This window comes from Halomonas sp. Mc5H-6 (assembly GCF_024124705.1).
Lineage (GTDB): Bacteria > Pseudomonadota > Gammaproteobacteria > Pseudomonadales > Halomonadaceae > Vreelandella > Vreelandella subterranea.
In genome coordinates this window covers 43408-60875 of sequence record NZ_JAMXSI010000011.1, presented here as the reverse complement: position 1 = coordinate 60875, position 17468 = coordinate 43408, and the positions used below count along the sequence as shown (strand labels likewise).

Here is a 17468-nt window from a genome sequence, read left to right as displayed (position 1 = left end):
GTAGACAACGCCAAGCGGGTGATCATCGCCAGTGGATTGTTGTTGTCATCCCTTCATCCTGTGGGTGGCGCGCAGGGAACCACCAAGAGCGCGGCGCGTGCCCCAATTTCGACATTGGCATTGGGAAATACCACGTGGAGTGGGGTATCGCCCACTCGATATTCACCGGTTTGGCTGTCGTTGGCCAGGCAGGTTCCAGGCGCAAAACGGGTGAAATTGGGGGTGTCATCGTCGAAGCACAGCGTGAAATTGTCGCCGTGACGCATCAACTCATGCTGAACGCGATAAAACGTTATCGACTCAATATCGCTTTTTGTCGGCTCGGCGCCTTCGCTGAGATGACCCAGCAGTACCAGCATCGGCGTGAGCGACGCCATGTCGTTCTGCCCGAAAGGGGCTACCCGGCCGAGCTCGAAAGTAAACGATTGAGCGCCGTGATAATGCTTGCTGTAGTGGGAGAATGTCCAGCTATGTTGGTGCTGGTGCAAAACGGCCTGCATGTCGGCAGCGGCCAGCCACTGCCACTGTTCGCCGTGTGTGTCGCTATCCCCATAGGGCTCCACGACAAAGCGGGGGTAGAGACTGGCGCGAATCGCCGTGTGCAGATCGTAGTGGAGCTTGGGTAATGCAGCGTTGTCGCTGAAAAAGTCATCAACCTCGGTCATCAGCTGGCGTGCTCGGGCCGGTTCGTCGCCGTTGGCAGAGAGCCCGCGCTCAAATAGCCGGTTGAGGTTGGTGTGGATGAAGCGCTGCTGGGCCTTGAGGGCGGGAATATTGCCGAGAATCACCAGCACCGGGGCGCCGAGCGTTAGCGTTCCGGCTTCCAGCTCACTCAGCCAGACACCTATCAGCTCGACAGGGGCGGTTTCGTTGCCGTGAATGGCGGCTGAAAAGATACAGGCGTGCGCATCGGGTCGTTGACGGTGCGGCGTCAGGCGCAGAACGCCGGGCGCGCTGATGTCGAAGCGACCGCTGGCAAAACTGCCTTGGCGGGGCGTATCGCGCTGATCGTCGAGGGTCCAGTCCAGCCACTCGCCTAGCATGCTGGCACCTCGTGGCGGGTAACAGCGCCAGAGAGAGAACTTCGCCGGGTAACGTTGTGTTGTGTCATTGGCAGTGCAACAAGCTGATAAACGTGGCCTACCTTTACCATCTTCCGCTTGACCGGCAACCCTTGGCGTCGTTCGAATGAAAAAGCGCGGTGGCATCGTGAAAGATTGCCGATAAAAAACGCCCGGAAGCGACTTGCTGTGCAACTCGGGCGTTATCGATCCTCTCAATGGTCAAGCCGAACGCTGGCGCTGCATTTCTTCATTGTATTCTTCGGCAAGCGCGGTTTTCTGCGGATCTTCAAGGCCTCGTCCGGCGAGCTGAAAGACCTCGTGCTCTTCTTCATCCAGGTGATGGGTGACCAGATGCTGGAGTTTCTTGGCGTGGGTCAGCCAACTGGTTGCGCTGAAATCGGTGTCGTCGAGCAACTCGATCATTTCGTCGATTTCGTGGTGCTCAGCCACGCTGTGGCGGGCTTTTTCCTGGGTCAGGTCAACGTCCATCATGGGAATGTAAAGCGCGCGTTCTTCGGCATTGGCGTGAAATTTCAATTCCGCGCGAACCTGCTTGTAGAGCTGCTCCCTTTCATCGCTATCGCCATGGGTTTCCACCAGGCGCGCCAGAAGGTCACGCTGAATATCATGATCTTTACGCAGGGCTTCAAAAATTGTCATTCCTTTCTCCATGGATGCGGGGGGTGAAATAAAACTAGTCAGCGAATGACGAAAGCGCAAATGGCAGAGCATCGATGAAATCGATTCTCGCGGTCGAAAACATTCGCTTTTTTATACGTGCCATTAGGTTATGTTGTACCTATCTACTCAGACATCACTGATTGCAGCGCAAAGGAGTGAGCAATGACGAAAGTATTGGTGCTTTACTATTCCATGTATGGTCACATCGACACGCTGGCGGCGGCTGTCGCCGAGGGTGCCAAGCGCGTCAATGGCGTTGAGGTTACCGTCAAGCGCGTGCCCGAAACCATGCCGGAAGATGCCTTCAAGAATGCCGGTGGCAAGCAGGATTTCACGACGCCTGAAGCCTCGCCGCAGGAGCTTGCCGATTACGATGCCATCATCTTTGGCACGCCAACGCGTTTCGGCAACATGGCCGGTCAGATGCGTACCTTCCTCGACCAGACCGGTGGGCTGTGGGCGAATGGCGCGCTGCGTGGCAAGGTGGCCAGCGTATTCACCTCTACCGGCACCGGCGGTGGCGATGAAATGACCATCACCTCTACCTGGACCACATTAGCCCACCACGGCATGGTGATCGTGCCGATTGGCTATGGTATCGAAGAGCAGTTCGATATTTCCAAGGTAAGTGGCGGTACGCCCTACGGCGCTGCCACCATCGCCGGTGGTGACGGCTCTCGCCAGCCGGATGATCGCGAGCTGAAAATTGCCCGCTTCCAGGGTGAGCATGTCGCAGGCATCGCGGCCAAGCTGGCAAGCTAATCGTTTGCATCTGTGACACAAGAAAGCCTCGTCGGAATTATCCGGCGAGGCTTTTTTAGTCATCAATAGAAACAAATAGCCATTGGCTACGCACCACGCGTTGCCGTATAGATGGTGTAGACGGATTGGCTGGCGGTCATGAATAGCCGGTTACGATCCTGGCCCGCAAAACACACGTTCGAACAGACTTCGGGCAGCAAGACACGTCCGAGCAAGGTGCCTTCCGGGGAGAAGACCACGACGCCATCGATACCTTCTCCACCATTGGCACTTGACCAGATATTGCCATCCACATCGCACGTCATGCCGTCGAAAATCGTGTCTTCGCTGGTCACGATTACTTGCCGGTCGCTGACGCTGCGGCCGTCTTCGCCGAGCGTCCAGCGGATGATGCGCGCGGGCTCGTCGAAGTGGGTAGGCGCGCTGTCACTTGCGTAGAATCCCTCGCCATCCGGTGTCATTACGATACCGTTTGGCTTATGAATGTCACTGGTCAGCAGGATGGGCTCATCGAGGCTGTCATCGACGTAATAGATCGCCGTGTCGAGCTCCAGGTCGCGTTTTTTACCCTCATAGTCGAAGTGAGCACCATAGCCTGGATCGGTGAAAATCACGCCTCCTGACGGTAGGGCAATGACATCATTGGGGGCGTTGAGTGGCTTGCCTTGAAAGCGCTCGGCGAGCACCGTGGTGCTGCCATCCCACTCGTAGCGCAGAACGCGTGAGGGGTAGTGTTCACAAGCGATGAGTCGGCCCTGATGATCGAAGGTGTTGCCGTTGGAGTGCCCGACATTGTCCCTTAGAACGCTGACTTGCCCCGTGGCTTCGTCCCAGCGCATCTGCTTGGCACGGGGGATGTCGCTGAACACGACATAACGACCGATGGCGTTCCATGCGGGTCCTTCTGCCCAAAGCCCTCCGCTCCAGTGTCGCTCCAGAGGACTGTTGAAAATCATGTAATCACTAAAACGTGGATCCTCGACCTGCCAGGCATCGATGGGATAACGCTCCGGGGTGGGGCCTTTTGCGGTCTGCCAGGCAAAGAGCAGAGGTGATGTACTGACGGCGGCCAGGGTGGCCGTTGCCGAAAGAAACTGACGGCGTCCGAGTTTCATAGCATTGTCCTGATTGTTGTTTGAGAACTTGTTATGAGCGAAGTGAAGCAGGCTTCACGCGCTCTCAGGAAAATGTAGAACATAAAGATGTGGAAGTCATACATTGGCTGCCCGGTTGAGCTTGTTCGGGCAGCCAGTTGCTATGTAAGTGGACGCCTACGCAAATACGTTGCCATGACGACGTCAGTGCGCGGCAATCCGTTCGGCAATGGCCTTGCCAAGGCTTTCTGTGCTGCCTTGCCCGCCAACATCCCGGGTGAGAACCTGGCTATCGCCGTCACTCAACACGGCTTCAATGGCGGTGACCATTGCTTCCCCGGCTTCTTGATAACCCAGGTGTTCGAGCATCATGGCGCCGGACCAGATCTGGCCGATGGGGTTGGCAATGCCCTTGCCGGCAATATCCGGTGCGCTGCCGTGGACCGGTTCAAACAGACTGGGGAAGTTACCTTCCGGGTTGATATTGGCCGAGGGCGCAATGCCGATGGTGCCGGTACAGGCGGGGCCCAGATCGGAAAGAATATCGCCGAACAGGTTGCTGCCCACCACCACGTCGAACCAGTCCGGGTGCAGCACAAAGTTGGCGGTGAGGATATCGATGTGGAATTTATCCACGGCGATCTCTGGATAGCTGTTGGCCATTTCCGTCACGCGCTCATCCCAGTAGGGCATGGTGATCGAGATGCCGTTGGACTTGGTGGCCGAGGTCAGCTTTTTACGCGGGCGGGTCTGCGCCAGGTCAAAGGCGTACTTGAGGACCCGGTCAACGCCGGTGCGGCTCATCACCGTTTCCTGAAGGACGATTTCGCGCTCGGTGCCTTCATACATTTTGCCACCGATGCTCGAGTACTCGCCCTCGGTGTTTTCGCGCACGACATAAAAATCGATATCGCCAGGCTCGCGGCCTGCCAGCGGGCTTTTGATACCGGGCATCAGCTTGCACGGGCGCAGGTTGATGTACTGGTCAAAGCGGCGGCGGAACTGCAACAGCGAGCCCCACAGGGAAATATGGTCGGGCACCTTGTCCGGCCAGCCCACCGCGCCATAAAACAGCGCATCGAAGCTTTTCAACTGCTCGAACCAGTCATCCGGCAACATGCTACCGTGTTCCAGATAGTAGTCGCAGCTGCCGAACTCAAAGGTGGTGAATTCCAGCGGGATGTTAAAACGCTTGGCGGCAGCTTCCAGAGCACGGATGCCTTCGGGCATGACTTCGGTGCCAATGCCGTCGCCGGCAATCACTGCAATACGGTGGGCCATGGTGACTCCTGGTTAGATAGGGCTAACGATGCGATTAAGGTGTCGTTTATTAAGGTGTCGCGGTGATGTGAGTGTAGCCCCTATAGCAAAGAAGATAATTAGTCTATGATGCAAGCTATTGTTGCCCTGAGGTGAAGAATCAGTGACTCCCCTGGATGATTTGGCCTTTTTTCAGCAGCTGGCGCGTGCCGGTAGCTTGACCGCCACCGCGCGGGAGCTGGGGCTCTCGCTGTCGGCGGTCAGCAAGCGGCTAAAACAGCTGGAAGCCCGGTTGGGCGTCATGCTGGCGGCGCGAACCACGCGGCGTCTGACGCTGACCGCTGAGGGTGAGCACTACCTGGCCCGCGGGGGATTGATTCTTGAAGAGCTCGACGAGCTGGAAAATGGCCTCGGGGATTCGTTCAGCCAGGCACTCGGCGGGCGTTTGCGGGTAAATGCCACCTTCGGCTTCGGCAGGCGACATGTCGCGCCGTTGCTATCCAGCTTTTGTGTCGAGAACCCGGGGATTGAAAGCTGGCTGGAATTGACCAATTTTCCGCTGAACCTCAGCGACCACGGTTTTGATGTGGGGGTGCGCATCGGGGAGCCGCCGGACTCCCGCCTGGTGGCGCGGCGCATCCTGGTCAATCGTCGCGTGCTTTGCGCATCACCCAGCTACCTCGAACGGATGCCTGCGTTAACCACCCCTGCAGATCTGGCGCAGCATAGCTGTCTGGTCATCCGCGAAAACGACAGTGATTTCCCACTGTGGAGATTCGAGCGCTGCGGCTCGCCCGCCGATGTTCAAGCGGTAAAAGTCAGCGGTCGACTGGCCAGTAACGACGGTGAGGTGGTGACCCGCCTGGCGCTCGAAGGCCACGGGGTGATGCTGCGTTCCTGGTGGGATGTCAACGAGTACCTTGCCAGCGGCGCGCTGGTGCCGTTGTTACCCGGCTGGCAAGGCGTACGCGCGGATTTCTACGCCCTATTTGAACATCGTCGTCATATACCCAGACGCATCAGTGCCTTTATCGATTACTTGCAGCAAGAAATGGCAATGCGCGTGCCTGCCATGCCGCTTTAGCGCTCGGGGCATGTATCATCATGGGCGACATTGATCAGTTCGTCGGTCGGGAAGTCCAGCTCGGCCGCCCGTTCGCGCAGGCGGTTTTCCAGCTCGCTGTCCATGTCCGGGGTACGCGAGAGAATCCAGAGATAATCGCGGTTGGGGCCTGATACCAGTGCCCACTGGTAGTCGTCATCCAGCGCCAGAATGTTATAACCGCCGTAGAAGGGGCCAAAGAAGCTGACTTTGAGTCGGCCGATATCGTCATCGTCGATAAAGTAAGCGCGCCCTTCGGCTTCGTCCCAGGCCTGCTCCTCCGGGTTGTAGCCGCGGTTGATCACTCTGACGCCACCATCCTCGCGAAGGCTGTATGTTGCCGTCACGCATTGCAGCCCTTCCTCGAAGGAATGATCCAGCCGGGCGATTTCGTACCATTGGCCCAGGTAGCGGTCCAGCTCAAAGCCGGTAACGGGCTGAGTGCCGTCGGGGATGCCGGTACAACCGGCAATGGCGGCACTGCCGAGGACGACCTTCCATGATTTTAACACCTTCCATGGTTTTAACATTGTGTGCTCCTGGGGTGACGGGCGTTTGCTAATTCGGGCGTCGCCAATAACAATGAGTAGAATGGAATGACACACCCATAATGTTAAGGCGAGGGTTATGTGGCACCAGGATGAGATTCACCTAACCGAGCGGCCACGGGGCTTCCATCTTATCACCCAAGAGCTGGTCGGGGCGCTACCCTGGCTGGCGGAATGTGAGATGGGCATTTTGCATCTGCAGTTACTGCATACTTCAGCTTCGCTGACCCTCAATGAAAATAGCGACCCGGATGTTCGCCATGATATGGACGCTTTCATGCGTCGCCTGGTGCCGGAGGGGCTGGATTATTTCCGTCATACGCTGGAAGGCCCGGATGACATGCCCGCCCATGTCATGGCAAGCCTGTTGGGTACGCAATTAACCTTGGCGGTGCGTGATAGCCGCCTGGTGCTTGGCACATGGCAGGGGGTCTGGCTCGGTGAACACCGTGAGCAGGGTGGTCCTCGGCGTGTCATGGCGACACTTACCGGGAAAGCTGACCCGTAGTCGCCTTTTACAACGACTCAATGACGGGGTGCGAGGGCAGGTTGAAGCGAGGGGCTGTTTCCAGGGCCGGGAAAGGCTCCCGGCAATTTTGGCATTCCCGCCTTCCATGGCGGTCTGATGGAAAGATAGCCCCTCGACAACGCTACCGGTGAGCGTTACTCGTTGAGCTGAGCTTCAATAACCGGCCAGGCGGGGTCGCCGTCGGTGGTGGTCACGTCGGCGAGCATGGCTTCCACCCGCTCGGCGTTTTCGTTGATCCACTGCTCGGCGACACTGTCCAGTTCACGCTCTTCCTGGCCGAACTGCTGGATCATCCAGCTTTGTTCTTCGGCGCTGAAGGTGAACTGTTCAAAGAACGTCACGACATTGGGGTTGGCGTCGGCGTAGCCAGAACGCATCAGGGTGAGCACTTCGCTTTCACCATTGTTCTCGCCGAACAGGTCTTTCTCGTCGTCGAGATAGCGCATCGGCAACTCAAGGTTCATCCAGTGAGGCGTCCAGCCAACCCACACAATGGGTTCTTCGCGAGAGATCGAGTCACTCGCGGCGGAAAGCATCGCGACTTCGCTGGTGTCGACCAATTGCCAGTCGCCGAGTCCCCAGATGTCGTTATCAATGGCGTTATTGAGGATTTCGCTGGCCGCCGAACCGGCACCAAAGCCATGAATCTTGCCATCCAGTTGGTCACGGTAGTCGTCAAGATCGGCAAAGCTTTGCAGGCCGTCTTCATAGAGGTATTCGGGCACGGCCAGCGTCATTTGCGCGCCATCGACGTTGTTGGCCACATCGACCAGTACGCCCGATTCCTTGCGCGGGTTGAACATCTCGCGCTGGGCAGGCAGCCAGGCACCCAGGAAGGTATCGATGTCGCCGCTTTCAATCCCCTGGTAAATCACCTGCAGGCCGATTTCCTGAGTGGTGGTTTCGTAGCCTAGCGGGTTGAGCAACTGTTCGGCGATGGCGGTCTTGACGGTAATGCCCGGCCAGGCGGGTACGCCAAAGTCGAGGGTTTCGTCATCGGCGTGGGCTGCCGAGGCAAACAACGCTACGCTGGCAAAGGCAATGCCTGAGGCGAGAGGTTTCAGGTGTGTCATACGATCGATCTCCTTGCTTGGTTTATTATCAATGCATTCGCTCGTTATGCGCTTCTCATGAACTACGTGCGAGGACGCGCAGCTTGGAAGCGAGCATGTCACGGTCTAGATAGGTGCCCTGCAAGTGACGTGCGCCGCTGTTGGGGTCGAATTCACGCCGTCCATGAAGGACGCGGCGGTTGTCGAACGCCACCATCTGGCCAGGTAATAAGGTGAACTCGATCTGGTGCGCTTCGCTGTGAAACAGCTGCCACAGAACGCGGTAGGCGCGGTACCAGGCGGCCATCTTGGGCGCCGGCAGGTGCAGCGTGTCGCGAATCCAGTTGTTTAGGCGGATTTCGATGAGGTTACCGTCAGCGTCGAGCTTGATGACCGGCTCGCGTACCGAGATATCGTGCGTGTCATCCTGAAAGCGAAAATCGATGGCGGTTTCGCTCAGAATCTTCAGGGCTTCCGGGTCCTGCTGGCGTAATGCATCGACCACCCGGGCGCCGTCGGCAAACAGCGATTGGCCGCCATTCGCCTCGTTCTGCAGGCAGTAGAGCAGTTGAATATCCGGCGGCTGACGCCAGTTGGGCAGGTCGATGTGCAGCGGCAGGCCGACGGCAGTATAGGCAGCATTGTTGGGGTTGGGCTTTGAGCGAACATCAAAGCGCGAACCAAAGTTGGTGGCACGCTGGGGTCCGATACGCTCCGCCAGGCGGCTGACTTCTTCCTCAACCAGCGGGCCTTCGGTGATCAGCGCCAAACCGTCGCGCAACATGGCCGTCAGCCAGGCTTTTTCGCCCTCGGGCGTCAGGAAATCGGCATGACGAATGCGCTCGGGGGTGAACTGATCCCGCCAGGGGGCCAACGATGGAACGGCCGTGGGGATCTCGGTTTCCGGACGGCGCTGGTAAAGCCAGCCGCTGTGGAAGGCACTTTCGTGGCCATCCTGCCAGGTCAGGTAAAGATGGCCTCCGGCAAGTTCGATGGTCGGCGTTTCACTGATATCCTCAAGCGGCAGGTACAACCGCTCGTGGGTTTGCGGGTGCCGACAGGCGGGGCAGGCGCAATGGTCGCGCAGCCACAGCAGCGGTAGCGTGGTGTGCTGGCCATCCTGCCACGTGAGGCGAATGCCTTCATCGGTAGGCACCGCCTCAGTCAGTGATGGGCCGTCCTGATAGGGGGCTAATTCACCCATTTGGGGCGCTTGGTATTGCTCTTCAGCGAAAACGGCACTGTTCATCACTTCCTCCCGGCATTGACTAAATAACGCCCATCTAGGATGCGCAGTCGCAATGGCAGTGACAAACGATTAATCTGGCCCCTAAGACCTCACTCAGCTTATAGGTAGCTTTTTCATGAACTCGTTGCCGCCACTACTATGGCTACAAGCCTTTGAAGCCGCTGCTCGAACGCTCAGCTTTACCGCCGCAGGCAATGAGCTTGGGGTGACCCAGGCAGCGATCAGTCAACGTATCCGGCTGCTGGAAGACCGTCTGGGGCAGAAGCTTTTCGTTCGCCATGCCCGCAGTCTTACCCTGAGCCCCGCCGGGCAGGCCTGGTTACCCAGCATTCACGATGCCTTTGCGCGTATTAGCGAAGGGACGTCCGAGGTTTTCGGCATGACCAGTGAACAGCCGGTCACGTTGCGCGCGACGCCGGTCATTCAGCAGTCGTGGCTGGCGCCCCGGCTTATTCAACTGCATCGTCAGCACGCCCAACTCTCCCTGCGCCTGGTCAGCGCTATCTGGCCCGATGACTTTGGCCCAGAAGGGGCGGATATTGAAATTCGCTACGGGCGTGGGGAATGGAGTGGTGTCGAGATGTGGCCGCTGGGTGATGAGCAGCTATTGCCGGTGTGCTCTCCGCAGGTTGCCAAAACGCTGACCTCACCGGAAGCCTTGGCCGGGCACACCCTGCTCCACGCCGTGGGCTTTGGGGTCGGCTGGCCCGGCTGGTTACAGACGGCGGGGGTGTCGCATCTGGAGGCACAATGCCATGCGTTGACCTGCGATAATCAGGTCATGACACTGGCGCTGGCAAGCCAGGGAGGCGGTGTTGCGCTGACGCATCGTCGCCTGCTCGAGCAGCGCGATGATCTCGTGGCCCCATTTTCACTAAGCGTGCCAAGCGATGAGCGTTTCTGGCTGGTAAGGCCGAGCCGTCGTATCGTTAGCGAAGACGCTGAAACGGTATGGCAGTGGTTGATAAACGCGATTTAGAAGGAGAGTAAAACGATGCCCCGGCCCGAACTACTCGAACAGATCTATACCATTGTCGATCAGATACCGGCGGGGCGGGTGACGACCTACGGGCGGATTGCGGCAATGACCGAAGGCGCGACCCCGCGCATGGTGGGTTCTGCAATGCGCCACTTGCCGGACGGTCACCAGTTGCCCTGGCACCGGGTCATTGCCGCGTCGTTGAAGCTTGCCGACCACGGCGGCGCAGCCCGCCAGCATCAAAAACTGCGCGATGAAGGTGTGGCGTTTGATGCCAAGGGGCGCGTCCCTGCGCACCTTGTCTGGCCTGACTGACAGAAGCTGGTATAGGTGATGAGGCATGGAACAACTCGTAGCGGGGGTTTTTCGCCATGGATGGCGAAAGTAGCGCCCATGGACGGGTTCACAGCGCCCCCGCGTAGGGTTGTTCCATGCCGGTTCAGATGTCATCTCACGGCTTTATTAGAAAGCCAATAACAACGCCGCCTGATAAAGGCGGCGTTGTCGGTTTTGTGGCTATTTTAGGAGCGGTTGCTAGTCGTCGAGGTTGGCGCCTGACTTCCAGGACCAGTCGCGCCAGCGCAGGTCGAAGAGATCCTTGCGGCGGTCTTTCAGGTTGGTTACCGAGCCTTCGGCGCGCACCACGGTCAGGCGGGTCAGGTCCAGGTCCGAGAAGAAGATCATCTCGGTATTGGGCGTGGTTTCCGCCAGCACCGCGTCATGGGGGAAGGCGAAGTCGGATGGCGAGAACACCGCCGACTGTGCGTACTGGATATCCAGGTTCTCGATCGACGGCAGGTTACCCACGCTGCCGCACAGCACCACGTAGCACTCGTTTTCGATGGCGCGCGCCTGGGCGCAATGGCGCACCCGCAGATAACCGTTCTTGGTGTCGGTCCAGAAAGGCACGAACAGAATGTCCATATCCTGATCGGCAAGCAGGCGGCCCAGTTCAGGGAACTCAACGTCGTAGCAGATCAGTATGCCCACGCGGCCCGCGTCGGTATCGAACACCTGCAGGTCGTCGCCGCCTTCGATGACCCAGTCGCGGCGCTCCTGGGGGGTGATATGCAGCTTCGACTGCTTCTCGATGCTGCCATCGCGGTGCAGCAGGTAGGTGACGTTATAAAGCCGGTCATCCTCGCCCGCCTCGATCATCGAGCCACCGATGATATTGATGTTGTAGGACACCGCCATCCGCGACAGCTCGGCGACAAAGCGCTCGGTAAAGCCCGCCAGAAAGCGAATCGCGCCCATCTGGTCCTGCTGGGCTTCACGGTCCTGCAGCCCCATCAGCGGCGCGTTGAACAGCTCCGGAAAGACGGCAAAGTCACTTTGGTAATCCGACAGTGCGTCCACAAAGTACTCGATCTGCTGTAGGGCGGCTTCGACGGAAGAGAACTCGCGCATCTGCCACTGCACTGCCCCTACCCGCACCTGGGTCGGGCGGGTGTCCAGCACGCTTTCTGCGGGTTCGAAGAGGATGTTGTTCCACTCAAGCAGCGTGGCGTAGCCCCTGGACTGCTCGTCTTCGGGTAGGTACTTGCGCAGCAGGCGCTTGACCTGGAAGTCGTTGGCCAACTGGAACGAGAGAATGGGGTCGTAAATCTCCTTACGCGATACTTTATCGATGTACTGGGCCGGGGACAGTTCATCGGAATGCTGATGGTATTCGGGAATTCGCCCACCCGCCAGAATGGCGCGCAGGTTATGCGAACGGCACAGCTCCTTGCGCGCCTCGTAAAGGCGGCGACCCAGGCGGTAACCCCGGTAGTCGGGATGAATCAGCACATCCAGGCCGTACATGGCGTCGCCATCCTGATCATTACGGATGATCTCGCGATGGCCGATCAGGTCGTCATACTTGTGCGGGTTGGAGAACTCGTCGTAATCCACCTGAACGGTCAGCGCTACACCAACCAGGACCCCATCGTCCTCGATAGCGATCTGGCCATCAGGAAACTCCTGGATCAGTTTATCGATCGTAAGCTTCGGCCAGGCACCCCCGATGTCGTGATACACCGCATCCATCAATGACTTCAGCTGTTCATAGTCATCGCTCGTCAGGTTGCGGAGATTAAGGTGCAGTTCTTCTAGGGACATGCATTACCCTTTGTGTGAAAACTATCGTGTCATGATAACACTCTCGATCGATAAACTGTGACAATGGCTCTACCCTTGTCACTCGGCGCTAACGAAAAACCCCGGCTAGATGCCGGGGCTTTTACAAGGTGACAAGAGTGGATGATCAGTCTTCGGGATCATTTGCAGAGTCGACACCGTTGTCTTCAGCGACTTCACCGTCTTCCAACTGTCCCTCAGGCTCTGTCGTACCATCGTCCGGATCGTTGGCACTCTCCGTGATGTTCTCGTCTTCTACTACCGCATCATCAGATATCATCGCATCTGGTTCGGACTGACCGTCAGAAGGATCATTGGCGGAATCGACGCTTGCTTCCGCTTCGTTCAATTCATGATCCTTCATGTCTTCATGATGTTCGGCAAATGCCATCCCTGACATCAAGCCAAATGTACCTACCAGCGCGACTGTCCTAATTACATTTTTCATGGCAAATCCTTATGATCTGGTTGAGTGCTTTATCATTCAAAGGTGTTGTTTCAATGAATGTGTGTACAAGTTTAGTGGAGATATTTTTTTTTACAAGTATGAATTTCATTAGCTGCGTTTACGCATGGCAGCACCTTCTCTCTTAAAGGCTTGGGCCAAGGGCTGGGTCAACGTTTGCGCCATGATGACGCCCGCCAATATCAGCAGACCACCGATAAAGTGGAAGCCCGCCACTTGCTCGCCCAGAAACGCCATGGCGATGAGGGCGCTGAACAGCGGCATCAGGTTGATGAAAATACTCGCCTGGCTGGCGCCAATTTGGCGGACGGCACGCATCCATAAAAAGGTGGTAATGATTGATGCCGGGATGCCTGCATAGAGGATGAGCCCTATGTTCTGGCTGTCCACCGGCGTCATCGGCCCCATTAGATAAGGCGGCAGCAGTAGCAGCACGGCAAAGCATACCTGGGCGTAAAGCATGACCCAGGGCGGCAACTTCATCGCCCAGCGCTTGAGCATGACGCCGTAAAGCGCATAGCAGGTAGCCGCCACCACCATCAGGGCGTCGCCATAGGCGACTTCCAGCTGTAGCAGGGAAAGCGGGTTGCCACGACCCAGCAGAACGGTCACGCCGATAAACGCCAGGATCCCACCCGCCACACCACCACGGGTGGGCGGCTCGCGTAAAATCAACGCACTCAACAGCACGGTCAGGAGCGGCACCATTGCTGCCAGTATGCCCATGTTGGTGGCGCTGGTGGTTTCCGCGGCGACATAGGCCAAGCCTTGCCACAGGCCCATGCCAAGCAGCCCCAGCAAAGCCAGTTTGGGCCAGTGGCGGCGGATTTCATCGCGGTGGCGTATGGCGGCAGGCAGTACAAAAGGCGTCATCACCAGCAGTGCCAGCAGCCAGCGCAAGAACGCGATGCTACTCGGTGCGATGGCCCCGACGGTCAACTGATTGATGGTCATGTTCCCCGACCAGATCAGCACAGTGGTCAGCGGGGCTAAAAAATACATCAATGGCATAGCACATTCCCTGGAAACAGTCCCTTATCGTTAGCCGAGTAATGTGACGCCCTTTTGCTGAGTGAGCAAGGCCCTTTCACAAGAACCTGTCGCTTGGACTTGTCATCAGTGCTTGTCATCAGAACGGGGGACTGTACGTGGCGGGCAGGATGTCATACGCTTGTTTGAATAATCATCGAATAACCCTCTGGAGAACCGTGATGACTCGTGCGCCTGCCTATCCGCATCTTTTCCGTCCGATCACACTGGGGCATTTAACGCTGCCAAATCGGGTGTTGATGGGCTCCATGCACACTAATCTGGAAGAAGCGCCCAACGGCTTTGAGCGGCTGGCTGCGTTTTATGCAGAGAGGACAAGGGCCGGGGTGGGTCTGATCGTAACAGGCGGTATTGCCCCCAATGCGGAGGGGGCGGTATTCCAGGGCGCCAACGCGCTGACCGAGGCATCGCAATTGGCAGAACATCGCCAGGTCGTCGACGCCGTTCACGCCGAGGGTGGGCATCTATGTATGCAGATTCTGCATGCCGGCCGCTATGCTTACTCGCCTGAGCTGGTGGCACCGTCGGCCATTCAGGCACCGATCAACCCTTTTACACCGCGCGCGCTAACCAGCGATGAGGTCGAGCAGCAAATTGCCGACTACGTGCACTGTGCGAATCTCGCTCAGCAGGCGGGCTACGATGGCGTTGAGGTGATGGGCTCCGAAGGCTATCTGATCAACCAGTTTATCTGTCAGCGGACCAATCAGCGCGACGACGAATGGGGCGGTGATTTCGAACGTCGGGTTCGCTTTCCCGTCGAAATCGTCAAACGCATCCGTGCCGCTGTCGGCGATTCATTTTTGGTCATCTTTCGCCTGTCGATGATCGACCTGGTGGAGGAGGGCAGCACCTGGGAAGAAGTCGTTGCCCTGGGGAAAGCCATTCAGGCGGCCGGTGCCGATGTGATCAATACCGGCATTGGCTGGCACGAAGCCCGGGTACCGACCATTGTCACCAGCGTCCCCCGAGCGGCGTTCAGCGAAGTGACCAAGCGCATGAAAGCGGCCCTGTCGATCCCGCTGATCACCACCAATCGTATCAACATGCCGGAGGTGGCAGAGCAGGTTCTGGCCGAAGGGCATGCCGACATGGTCTCGATGGCGCGGCCGTTTCTCGCCGACCCGGAATGGGTACGCAAGGCCGAAGCGGGGCTGGCCGACGAAATCAACACCTGTATCGCCTGCAATCAGGCCTGCCTGGATCACACCTTTGCGGGCAAGCTCACCTCCTGCCTGGTCAACCCTCGCGCCTGCCATGAAACCGAATTGACGCTTGAGCCTGCCCGCAAGGTGAAGCGCGTCGCGGTGGTCGGCGGCGGCCCGGCGGGCCTTGCGACAGCCGTGGAAGCGGCTCGCCGCGGCCATACCGTCGTACTGTTTGAGCGTCGTGGCGAACTCGGCGGGCAGTTCAACTACGCCCGCAAGATCCCCGGCAAAGAAGAGTTCAACGAAACGCTGCGCTACTACCGCGTGATGCTGGATAAACACGCCGTGGAGGTCCGCCTGAACACTGATGCCACCGTCGAATCCCTGGCGGACTTCGATGAGGTGGTGATTGCCACCGGCGTCATGCCCCGTGAACTGACGCTACCCGGTGCCGATCATCCCAAGGTGCTGAGCTATGCTGAAGCGATTGAACACCCTGAGCGCGTTGGGCCCACGGTGGCGGTGATAGGCGCGGGGGGTATCGGCTTTGATGTCTCTGAGTTGCTGGCCCATCAGGGGCACCCGACACTGGATCTGGCCGCATGGTGTGAGGAATGGGGCGTGGACCTTTCGATGGCGGCGCGGGGCGGTTTGAAAGCGCCCGCACCGCCTGCGTCGCCAAGGGAGATCGTCATGCTGCAGCGTAAAACCTCCAAGCCGGGTAAATACCTGGGCAAGACGACGGGCTGGGTACATCGCGCATCGCTCAAACAGCGCGGCGTCAAAACCCTCACCGGCTGTGAGTACCTCAAGATCGACGACGACGGTCTACATATCCGCCAAGAAGGGCGGGATCAGGTGCTCGACGTGGCTTCCATCGTGGTCTGCGCAGGTCAGGAATCGGTGCGGGACCTGATCGCGCCGCTGGAGCAGAAAGGCCGCCGCGTGCATGTGATTGGCGGCGCCGATGAAGCCGCTGAGCTGGACGCCAAGCGCGCCATTGACCAGGGCACCCGTCTGGCCGCTTCCTTATAGCACTGAAATGGCGATAGACTGGGTGTAACCTAGTTATTAAGTCTAACGAGTCCAAACGGTGTGGGTGGCACCCAGCTCACGCCGCCAGACCGTTAGACGAAAAGGATTGCCCACAAGGACTCGCCATAAGGATTATCGCCATGACCTCGGAGTGTACCCCACGATTTTTGGCCAGTGATAACACCTCCGGTATTTGCCCGGAAGCCATGGAATATCTGCTGCAAGCCAACCAAGCCGATGACCTCGCTTACGGCAATGACCGCTGGACAGCCCGGGCCGCCGATCGTTTTCGCGATATGTTCGACTTCGATTGCGACGTGTTTTTCGTCTTCAACGGCACCGCTGCCAATTCACTGGCTCTCTCCGCCATGGGGCGTAGCTACCACAGTGTGATCTGCCATGAGCTGGCCCACATTGAAACCGACGAGTGCGGCGGCCCTGAGTTCTTCTCCAACGGCGCCAAACTGCTGACGTCGCCGGGTGCCAACGGCAAATTGACCCCGGAAGGCATCGAAGCGCTGGTCACCAAGCGCAGCGATATCCACTATCCCAAGCCCAAGGTCATTTCGCTGACCCAGGCCACCGAAGTCGGCACCGTCTATTCCAGAGAGGAGCTGCTGGCCATCCGCGCCATGGCGGACAAGTACGACCTGCGCCTGCATATGGACGGCGCCCGCTTTGCCAACGCCTGTGCCAGCCTGGATGCCACCCCGGCCGAGTTGACCTGGCAGGTAGGCGTCGACGCGCTGTGCTTCTCGGGTACCAAAAACGGCTTGGCGTTTGGTGAGGCGATTCTGTTTTTCAACCGGGAGCTGGCCGAAGATTTCTCCTATCGCTGCAAGCAGGCAGGCCAGCTGGCGTCTAAAATGCGCTTTGTCTCTGCGCCCTGGCTTGGGTTGCTGGAAAGCGGTGCCTGGTTGACCAACGCCCAGCACGCCAACGCCATGGCGCGCTATCTGTCCGATGGCCTGCAAGCCTTACCCGGCGTGTCGCTGATGTTTCCGACCCAGGCCAACAGCGTCTTCGTTGAATTGCCGCCCCGGGCCATCGAAGCGTTGAAAGCCAGAGGCTGGACCTTTTATACCTTCATTGGCGCTGGCGGTGCGCGATTTGTCTGCGCCTGGAACACCACCGTTGAATTACTCGACCAGCTGCTGACCGATATCCAGGAAGTGCTCGAATAGCATGCACATTAAGAGGTTTTATGCTGAGTTAGGTCTGAACTAACCCGTAGCGGGGGTTATTCGCCATGGGTGGCGAATGTAGCGCCCATGGATGGGTTCACAGCGCCCCCGCCGAGGGTTATTCGGACCGTTTTTTAGTCTCTA

Annotated in this window: 17 protein-coding genes; 7 read left to right on the top strand and 10 right to left on the bottom strand. The window is 58.3% G+C overall.

The annotated features are described in order from the left end of the window. Window positions 1-53: 53 nt before the first annotated feature. Both NH395_RS14525 and NH395_RS14520 read right to left on the bottom strand, forming a co-directional pair. Window positions 54-1043, bottom strand: a complete 990-nt coding sequence (locus tag NH395_RS14525) for a succinylglutamate desuccinylase (RefSeq protein WP_253025843.1) — start codon at window positions 1041-1043, stop codon at window positions 54-56. Between the two features lie 240 nt (window positions 1044-1283). Beyond that, complete coding sequence (locus NH395_RS14520; RefSeq protein ID WP_253025841.1) at window positions 1284-1724, bottom strand: hemerythrin domain-containing protein; 441 nt, start codon at window positions 1722-1724, stop codon at window positions 1284-1286. Window positions 1725-1907: 183 nt separating this feature from the next. Here NH395_RS14520 and wrbA point away from each other — a divergent pair, with 183 nt between their 5' ends. After that, the gene (gene wrbA, locus NH395_RS14515) at window positions 1908-2507 is read left to right on the top strand and encodes an NAD(P)H:quinone oxidoreductase (protein WP_253025839.1); all 600 of its coding nucleotides are present in this window, start codon (window positions 1908-1910) and stop codon (window positions 2505-2507) included. A gap of 86 nt (window positions 2508-2593) precedes the next feature. On the opposite strand, the gene NH395_RS14510 is transcribed toward wrbA, so the two are convergent. Together NH395_RS14510 and NH395_RS14505 are read right to left on the bottom strand one after the other, a co-directional pair. After that, a complete protein-coding gene (locus NH395_RS14510; protein ID WP_253025837.1) occupies window positions 2594-3622 on the bottom strand; it encodes an SMP-30/gluconolactonase/LRE family protein in 1029 nt (342 codons plus the stop codon). 183 nt (window positions 3623-3805) lie between these two features. Beyond that, entirely contained in the window at window positions 3806-4882 is a 1077-nt protein-coding gene (locus NH395_RS14505; protein ID WP_253025835.1) for a tartrate dehydrogenase, read from the bottom strand. A gap of 142 nt (window positions 4883-5024) precedes the next feature. Here NH395_RS14505 and NH395_RS14500 point away from each other — a divergent pair, with 142 nt between their 5' ends. Next, the gene (locus tag NH395_RS14500; RefSeq protein WP_253025833.1) at window positions 5025-5945 is read left to right on the top strand and encodes a LysR family transcriptional regulator; all 921 of its coding nucleotides are present in this window, start codon (window positions 5025-5027) and stop codon (window positions 5943-5945) included. Here NH395_RS14500 and NH395_RS14495 read toward each other — a convergent pair. Beyond that, window positions 5942-6493, bottom strand: coding sequence for a lipocalin family protein (locus NH395_RS14495; protein ID WP_253025831.1), 552 nt, complete (start codon window positions 6491-6493; stop codon window positions 5942-5944). The genes NH395_RS14500 and NH395_RS14495 overlap by 4 nt on opposite strands. A 97-nt stretch (window positions 6494-6590) precedes the next feature. Here NH395_RS14495 and NH395_RS14490 point away from each other — a divergent pair, with 97 nt between their 5' ends. Further along, on the top strand, window positions 6591-7019 hold the full coding sequence (locus NH395_RS14490) for a secondary thiamine-phosphate synthase enzyme YjbQ (protein WP_253025829.1): 429 nt from the start codon (window positions 6591-6593) through the stop codon (window positions 7017-7019). 155 nt (window positions 7020-7174) lie between these two features. On the opposite strand, the gene NH395_RS14485 is transcribed toward NH395_RS14490, so the two are convergent. Then, window positions 7175-8113, bottom strand: a complete 939-nt coding sequence (locus NH395_RS14485) for an ABC transporter substrate-binding protein (RefSeq protein ID WP_253025827.1) — start codon at window positions 8111-8113, stop codon at window positions 7175-7177. Between the two features lie 55 nt (window positions 8114-8168). Further along, window positions 8169-9341 (bottom strand): TauD/TfdA family dioxygenase, encoded by a 1173-nt coding sequence (locus NH395_RS14480; RefSeq protein WP_253025825.1) that lies wholly within the window; start codon window positions 9339-9341, stop codon window positions 8169-8171. Window positions 9342-9456: 115 nt separating this feature from the next. Between NH395_RS14480 and NH395_RS14475 the strand changes: the two genes are divergently transcribed. Further along, complete coding sequence (locus tag NH395_RS14475) at window positions 9457-10320, top strand: LysR substrate-binding domain-containing protein (protein WP_253025823.1); 864 nt, start codon at window positions 9457-9459, stop codon at window positions 10318-10320. 15 nt (window positions 10321-10335) lie between these two features. Then, window positions 10336-10635 carry an MGMT family protein gene (locus NH395_RS14470; protein ID WP_085919828.1) on the top strand — a complete coding sequence of 100 codons (300 nt, stop codon included), beginning with the start codon at window positions 10336-10338 and terminating at the stop codon, window positions 10633-10635. Window positions 10636-10854: 219 nt separating this feature from the next. Here NH395_RS14470 and NH395_RS14465 read toward each other — a convergent pair whose 3' ends face one another. The 3 genes from NH395_RS14465 to NH395_RS14455 form a co-directional block, all read right to left on the bottom strand. Next, on the bottom strand, window positions 10855-12423 hold the full coding sequence (locus tag NH395_RS14465; protein WP_253025821.1) for a bifunctional GNAT family N-acetyltransferase/carbon-nitrogen hydrolase family protein: 1569 nt from the start codon (window positions 12421-12423) through the stop codon (window positions 10855-10857). 145 nt (window positions 12424-12568) lie between these two features. Then, a complete protein-coding gene (locus tag NH395_RS14460) occupies window positions 12569-12889 on the bottom strand; it encodes a hypothetical protein (RefSeq protein WP_253025819.1) in 321 nt (106 codons plus the stop codon). A 108-nt stretch (window positions 12890-12997) separates the two neighbouring features. Continuing rightward, window positions 12998-13918 (bottom strand): DMT family transporter, encoded by a 921-nt coding sequence (locus tag NH395_RS14455; protein ID WP_253025817.1) that lies wholly within the window; start codon window positions 13916-13918, stop codon window positions 12998-13000. 200 nt (window positions 13919-14118) lie between these two features. Between NH395_RS14455 and NH395_RS14450 the strand changes: the two genes are divergently transcribed. Both NH395_RS14450 and NH395_RS14445 read left to right on the top strand, forming a co-directional pair. After that, on the top strand, window positions 14119-16140 hold the full coding sequence (locus NH395_RS14450) for an NADPH-dependent 2,4-dienoyl-CoA reductase (RefSeq protein ID WP_253025815.1): 2022 nt from the start codon (window positions 14119-14121) through the stop codon (window positions 16138-16140). 140 nt (window positions 16141-16280) lie between these two features. After that, on the top strand, window positions 16281-17324 hold the full coding sequence (locus NH395_RS14445) for a low specificity L-threonine aldolase (RefSeq protein ID WP_253025813.1): 1044 nt from the start codon (window positions 16281-16283) through the stop codon (window positions 17322-17324). Window positions 17325-17468: the final 144 nt, after the last annotated feature.

What these genes read in the sequence shown, in the direction of transcription:
- NH395_RS14505 (WP_253025835.1), bottom strand. Translation starts at nt 4,882, where the DNA reads ATGGCCCACCGTATTGCAGTGATTGCCGGCGACGGCATTGGCACCGAA.
- NH395_RS14450 (WP_253025815.1), top strand. Translation starts at nt 14,119, where the DNA reads ATGACTCGTGCGCCTGCCTATCCGCATCTTTTCCGTCCGATCACACTG.
- NH395_RS14490 (WP_253025829.1), top strand. Translation starts at nt 6,591, where the DNA reads ATGTGGCACCAGGATGAGATTCACCTAACCGAGCGGCCACGGGGCTTC.
- NH395_RS14520 (WP_253025841.1), bottom strand. Translation starts at nt 1,724, where the DNA reads ATGACAATTTTTGAAGCCCTGCGTAAAGATCATGATATTCAGCGTGAC.
- NH395_RS14495 (WP_253025831.1), bottom strand. Translation starts at nt 6,493, where the DNA reads ATGTTAAAACCATGGAAGGTGTTAAAATCATGGAAGGTCGTCCTCGGC.
- NH395_RS14465 (WP_253025821.1), bottom strand. Translation starts at nt 12,423, where the DNA reads ATGTCCCTAGAAGAACTGCACCTTAATCTCCGCAACCTGACGAGCGAT.
- NH395_RS14475 (WP_253025823.1), top strand. Translation starts at nt 9,457, where the DNA reads ATGAACTCGTTGCCGCCACTACTATGGCTACAAGCCTTTGAAGCCGCT.
- NH395_RS14470 (WP_085919828.1), top strand. Translation starts at nt 10,336, where the DNA reads ATGCCCCGGCCCGAACTACTCGAACAGATCTATACCATTGTCGATCAG.
- NH395_RS14480 (WP_253025825.1), bottom strand. Translation starts at nt 9,341, where the DNA reads ATGAACAGTGCCGTTTTCGCTGAAGAGCAATACCAAGCGCCCCAAATG.
- NH395_RS14510 (WP_253025837.1), bottom strand. Translation starts at nt 3,622, where the DNA reads ATGAAACTCGGACGCCGTCAGTTTCTTTCGGCAACGGCCACCCTGGCC.
- NH395_RS14525 (WP_253025843.1), bottom strand. Translation starts at nt 1,043, where the DNA reads ATGCTAGGCGAGTGGCTGGACTGGACCCTCGACGATCAGCGCGATACG.
- NH395_RS14455 (WP_253025817.1), bottom strand. Translation starts at nt 13,918, where the DNA reads ATGCCATTGATGTATTTTTTAGCCCCGCTGACCACTGTGCTGATCTGG.
- wrbA (WP_253025839.1), top strand. Translation starts at nt 1,908, where the DNA reads ATGACGAAAGTATTGGTGCTTTACTATTCCATGTATGGTCACATCGAC.
- NH395_RS14445 (WP_253025813.1), top strand. Translation starts at nt 16,281, where the DNA reads ATGACCTCGGAGTGTACCCCACGATTTTTGGCCAGTGATAACACCTCC.
- NH395_RS14485 (WP_253025827.1), bottom strand. Translation starts at nt 8,113, where the DNA reads ATGACACACCTGAAACCTCTCGCCTCAGGCATTGCCTTTGCCAGCGTA.
- NH395_RS14460 (WP_253025819.1), bottom strand. Translation starts at nt 12,889, where the DNA reads ATGAAAAATGTAATTAGGACAGTCGCGCTGGTAGGTACATTTGGCTTG.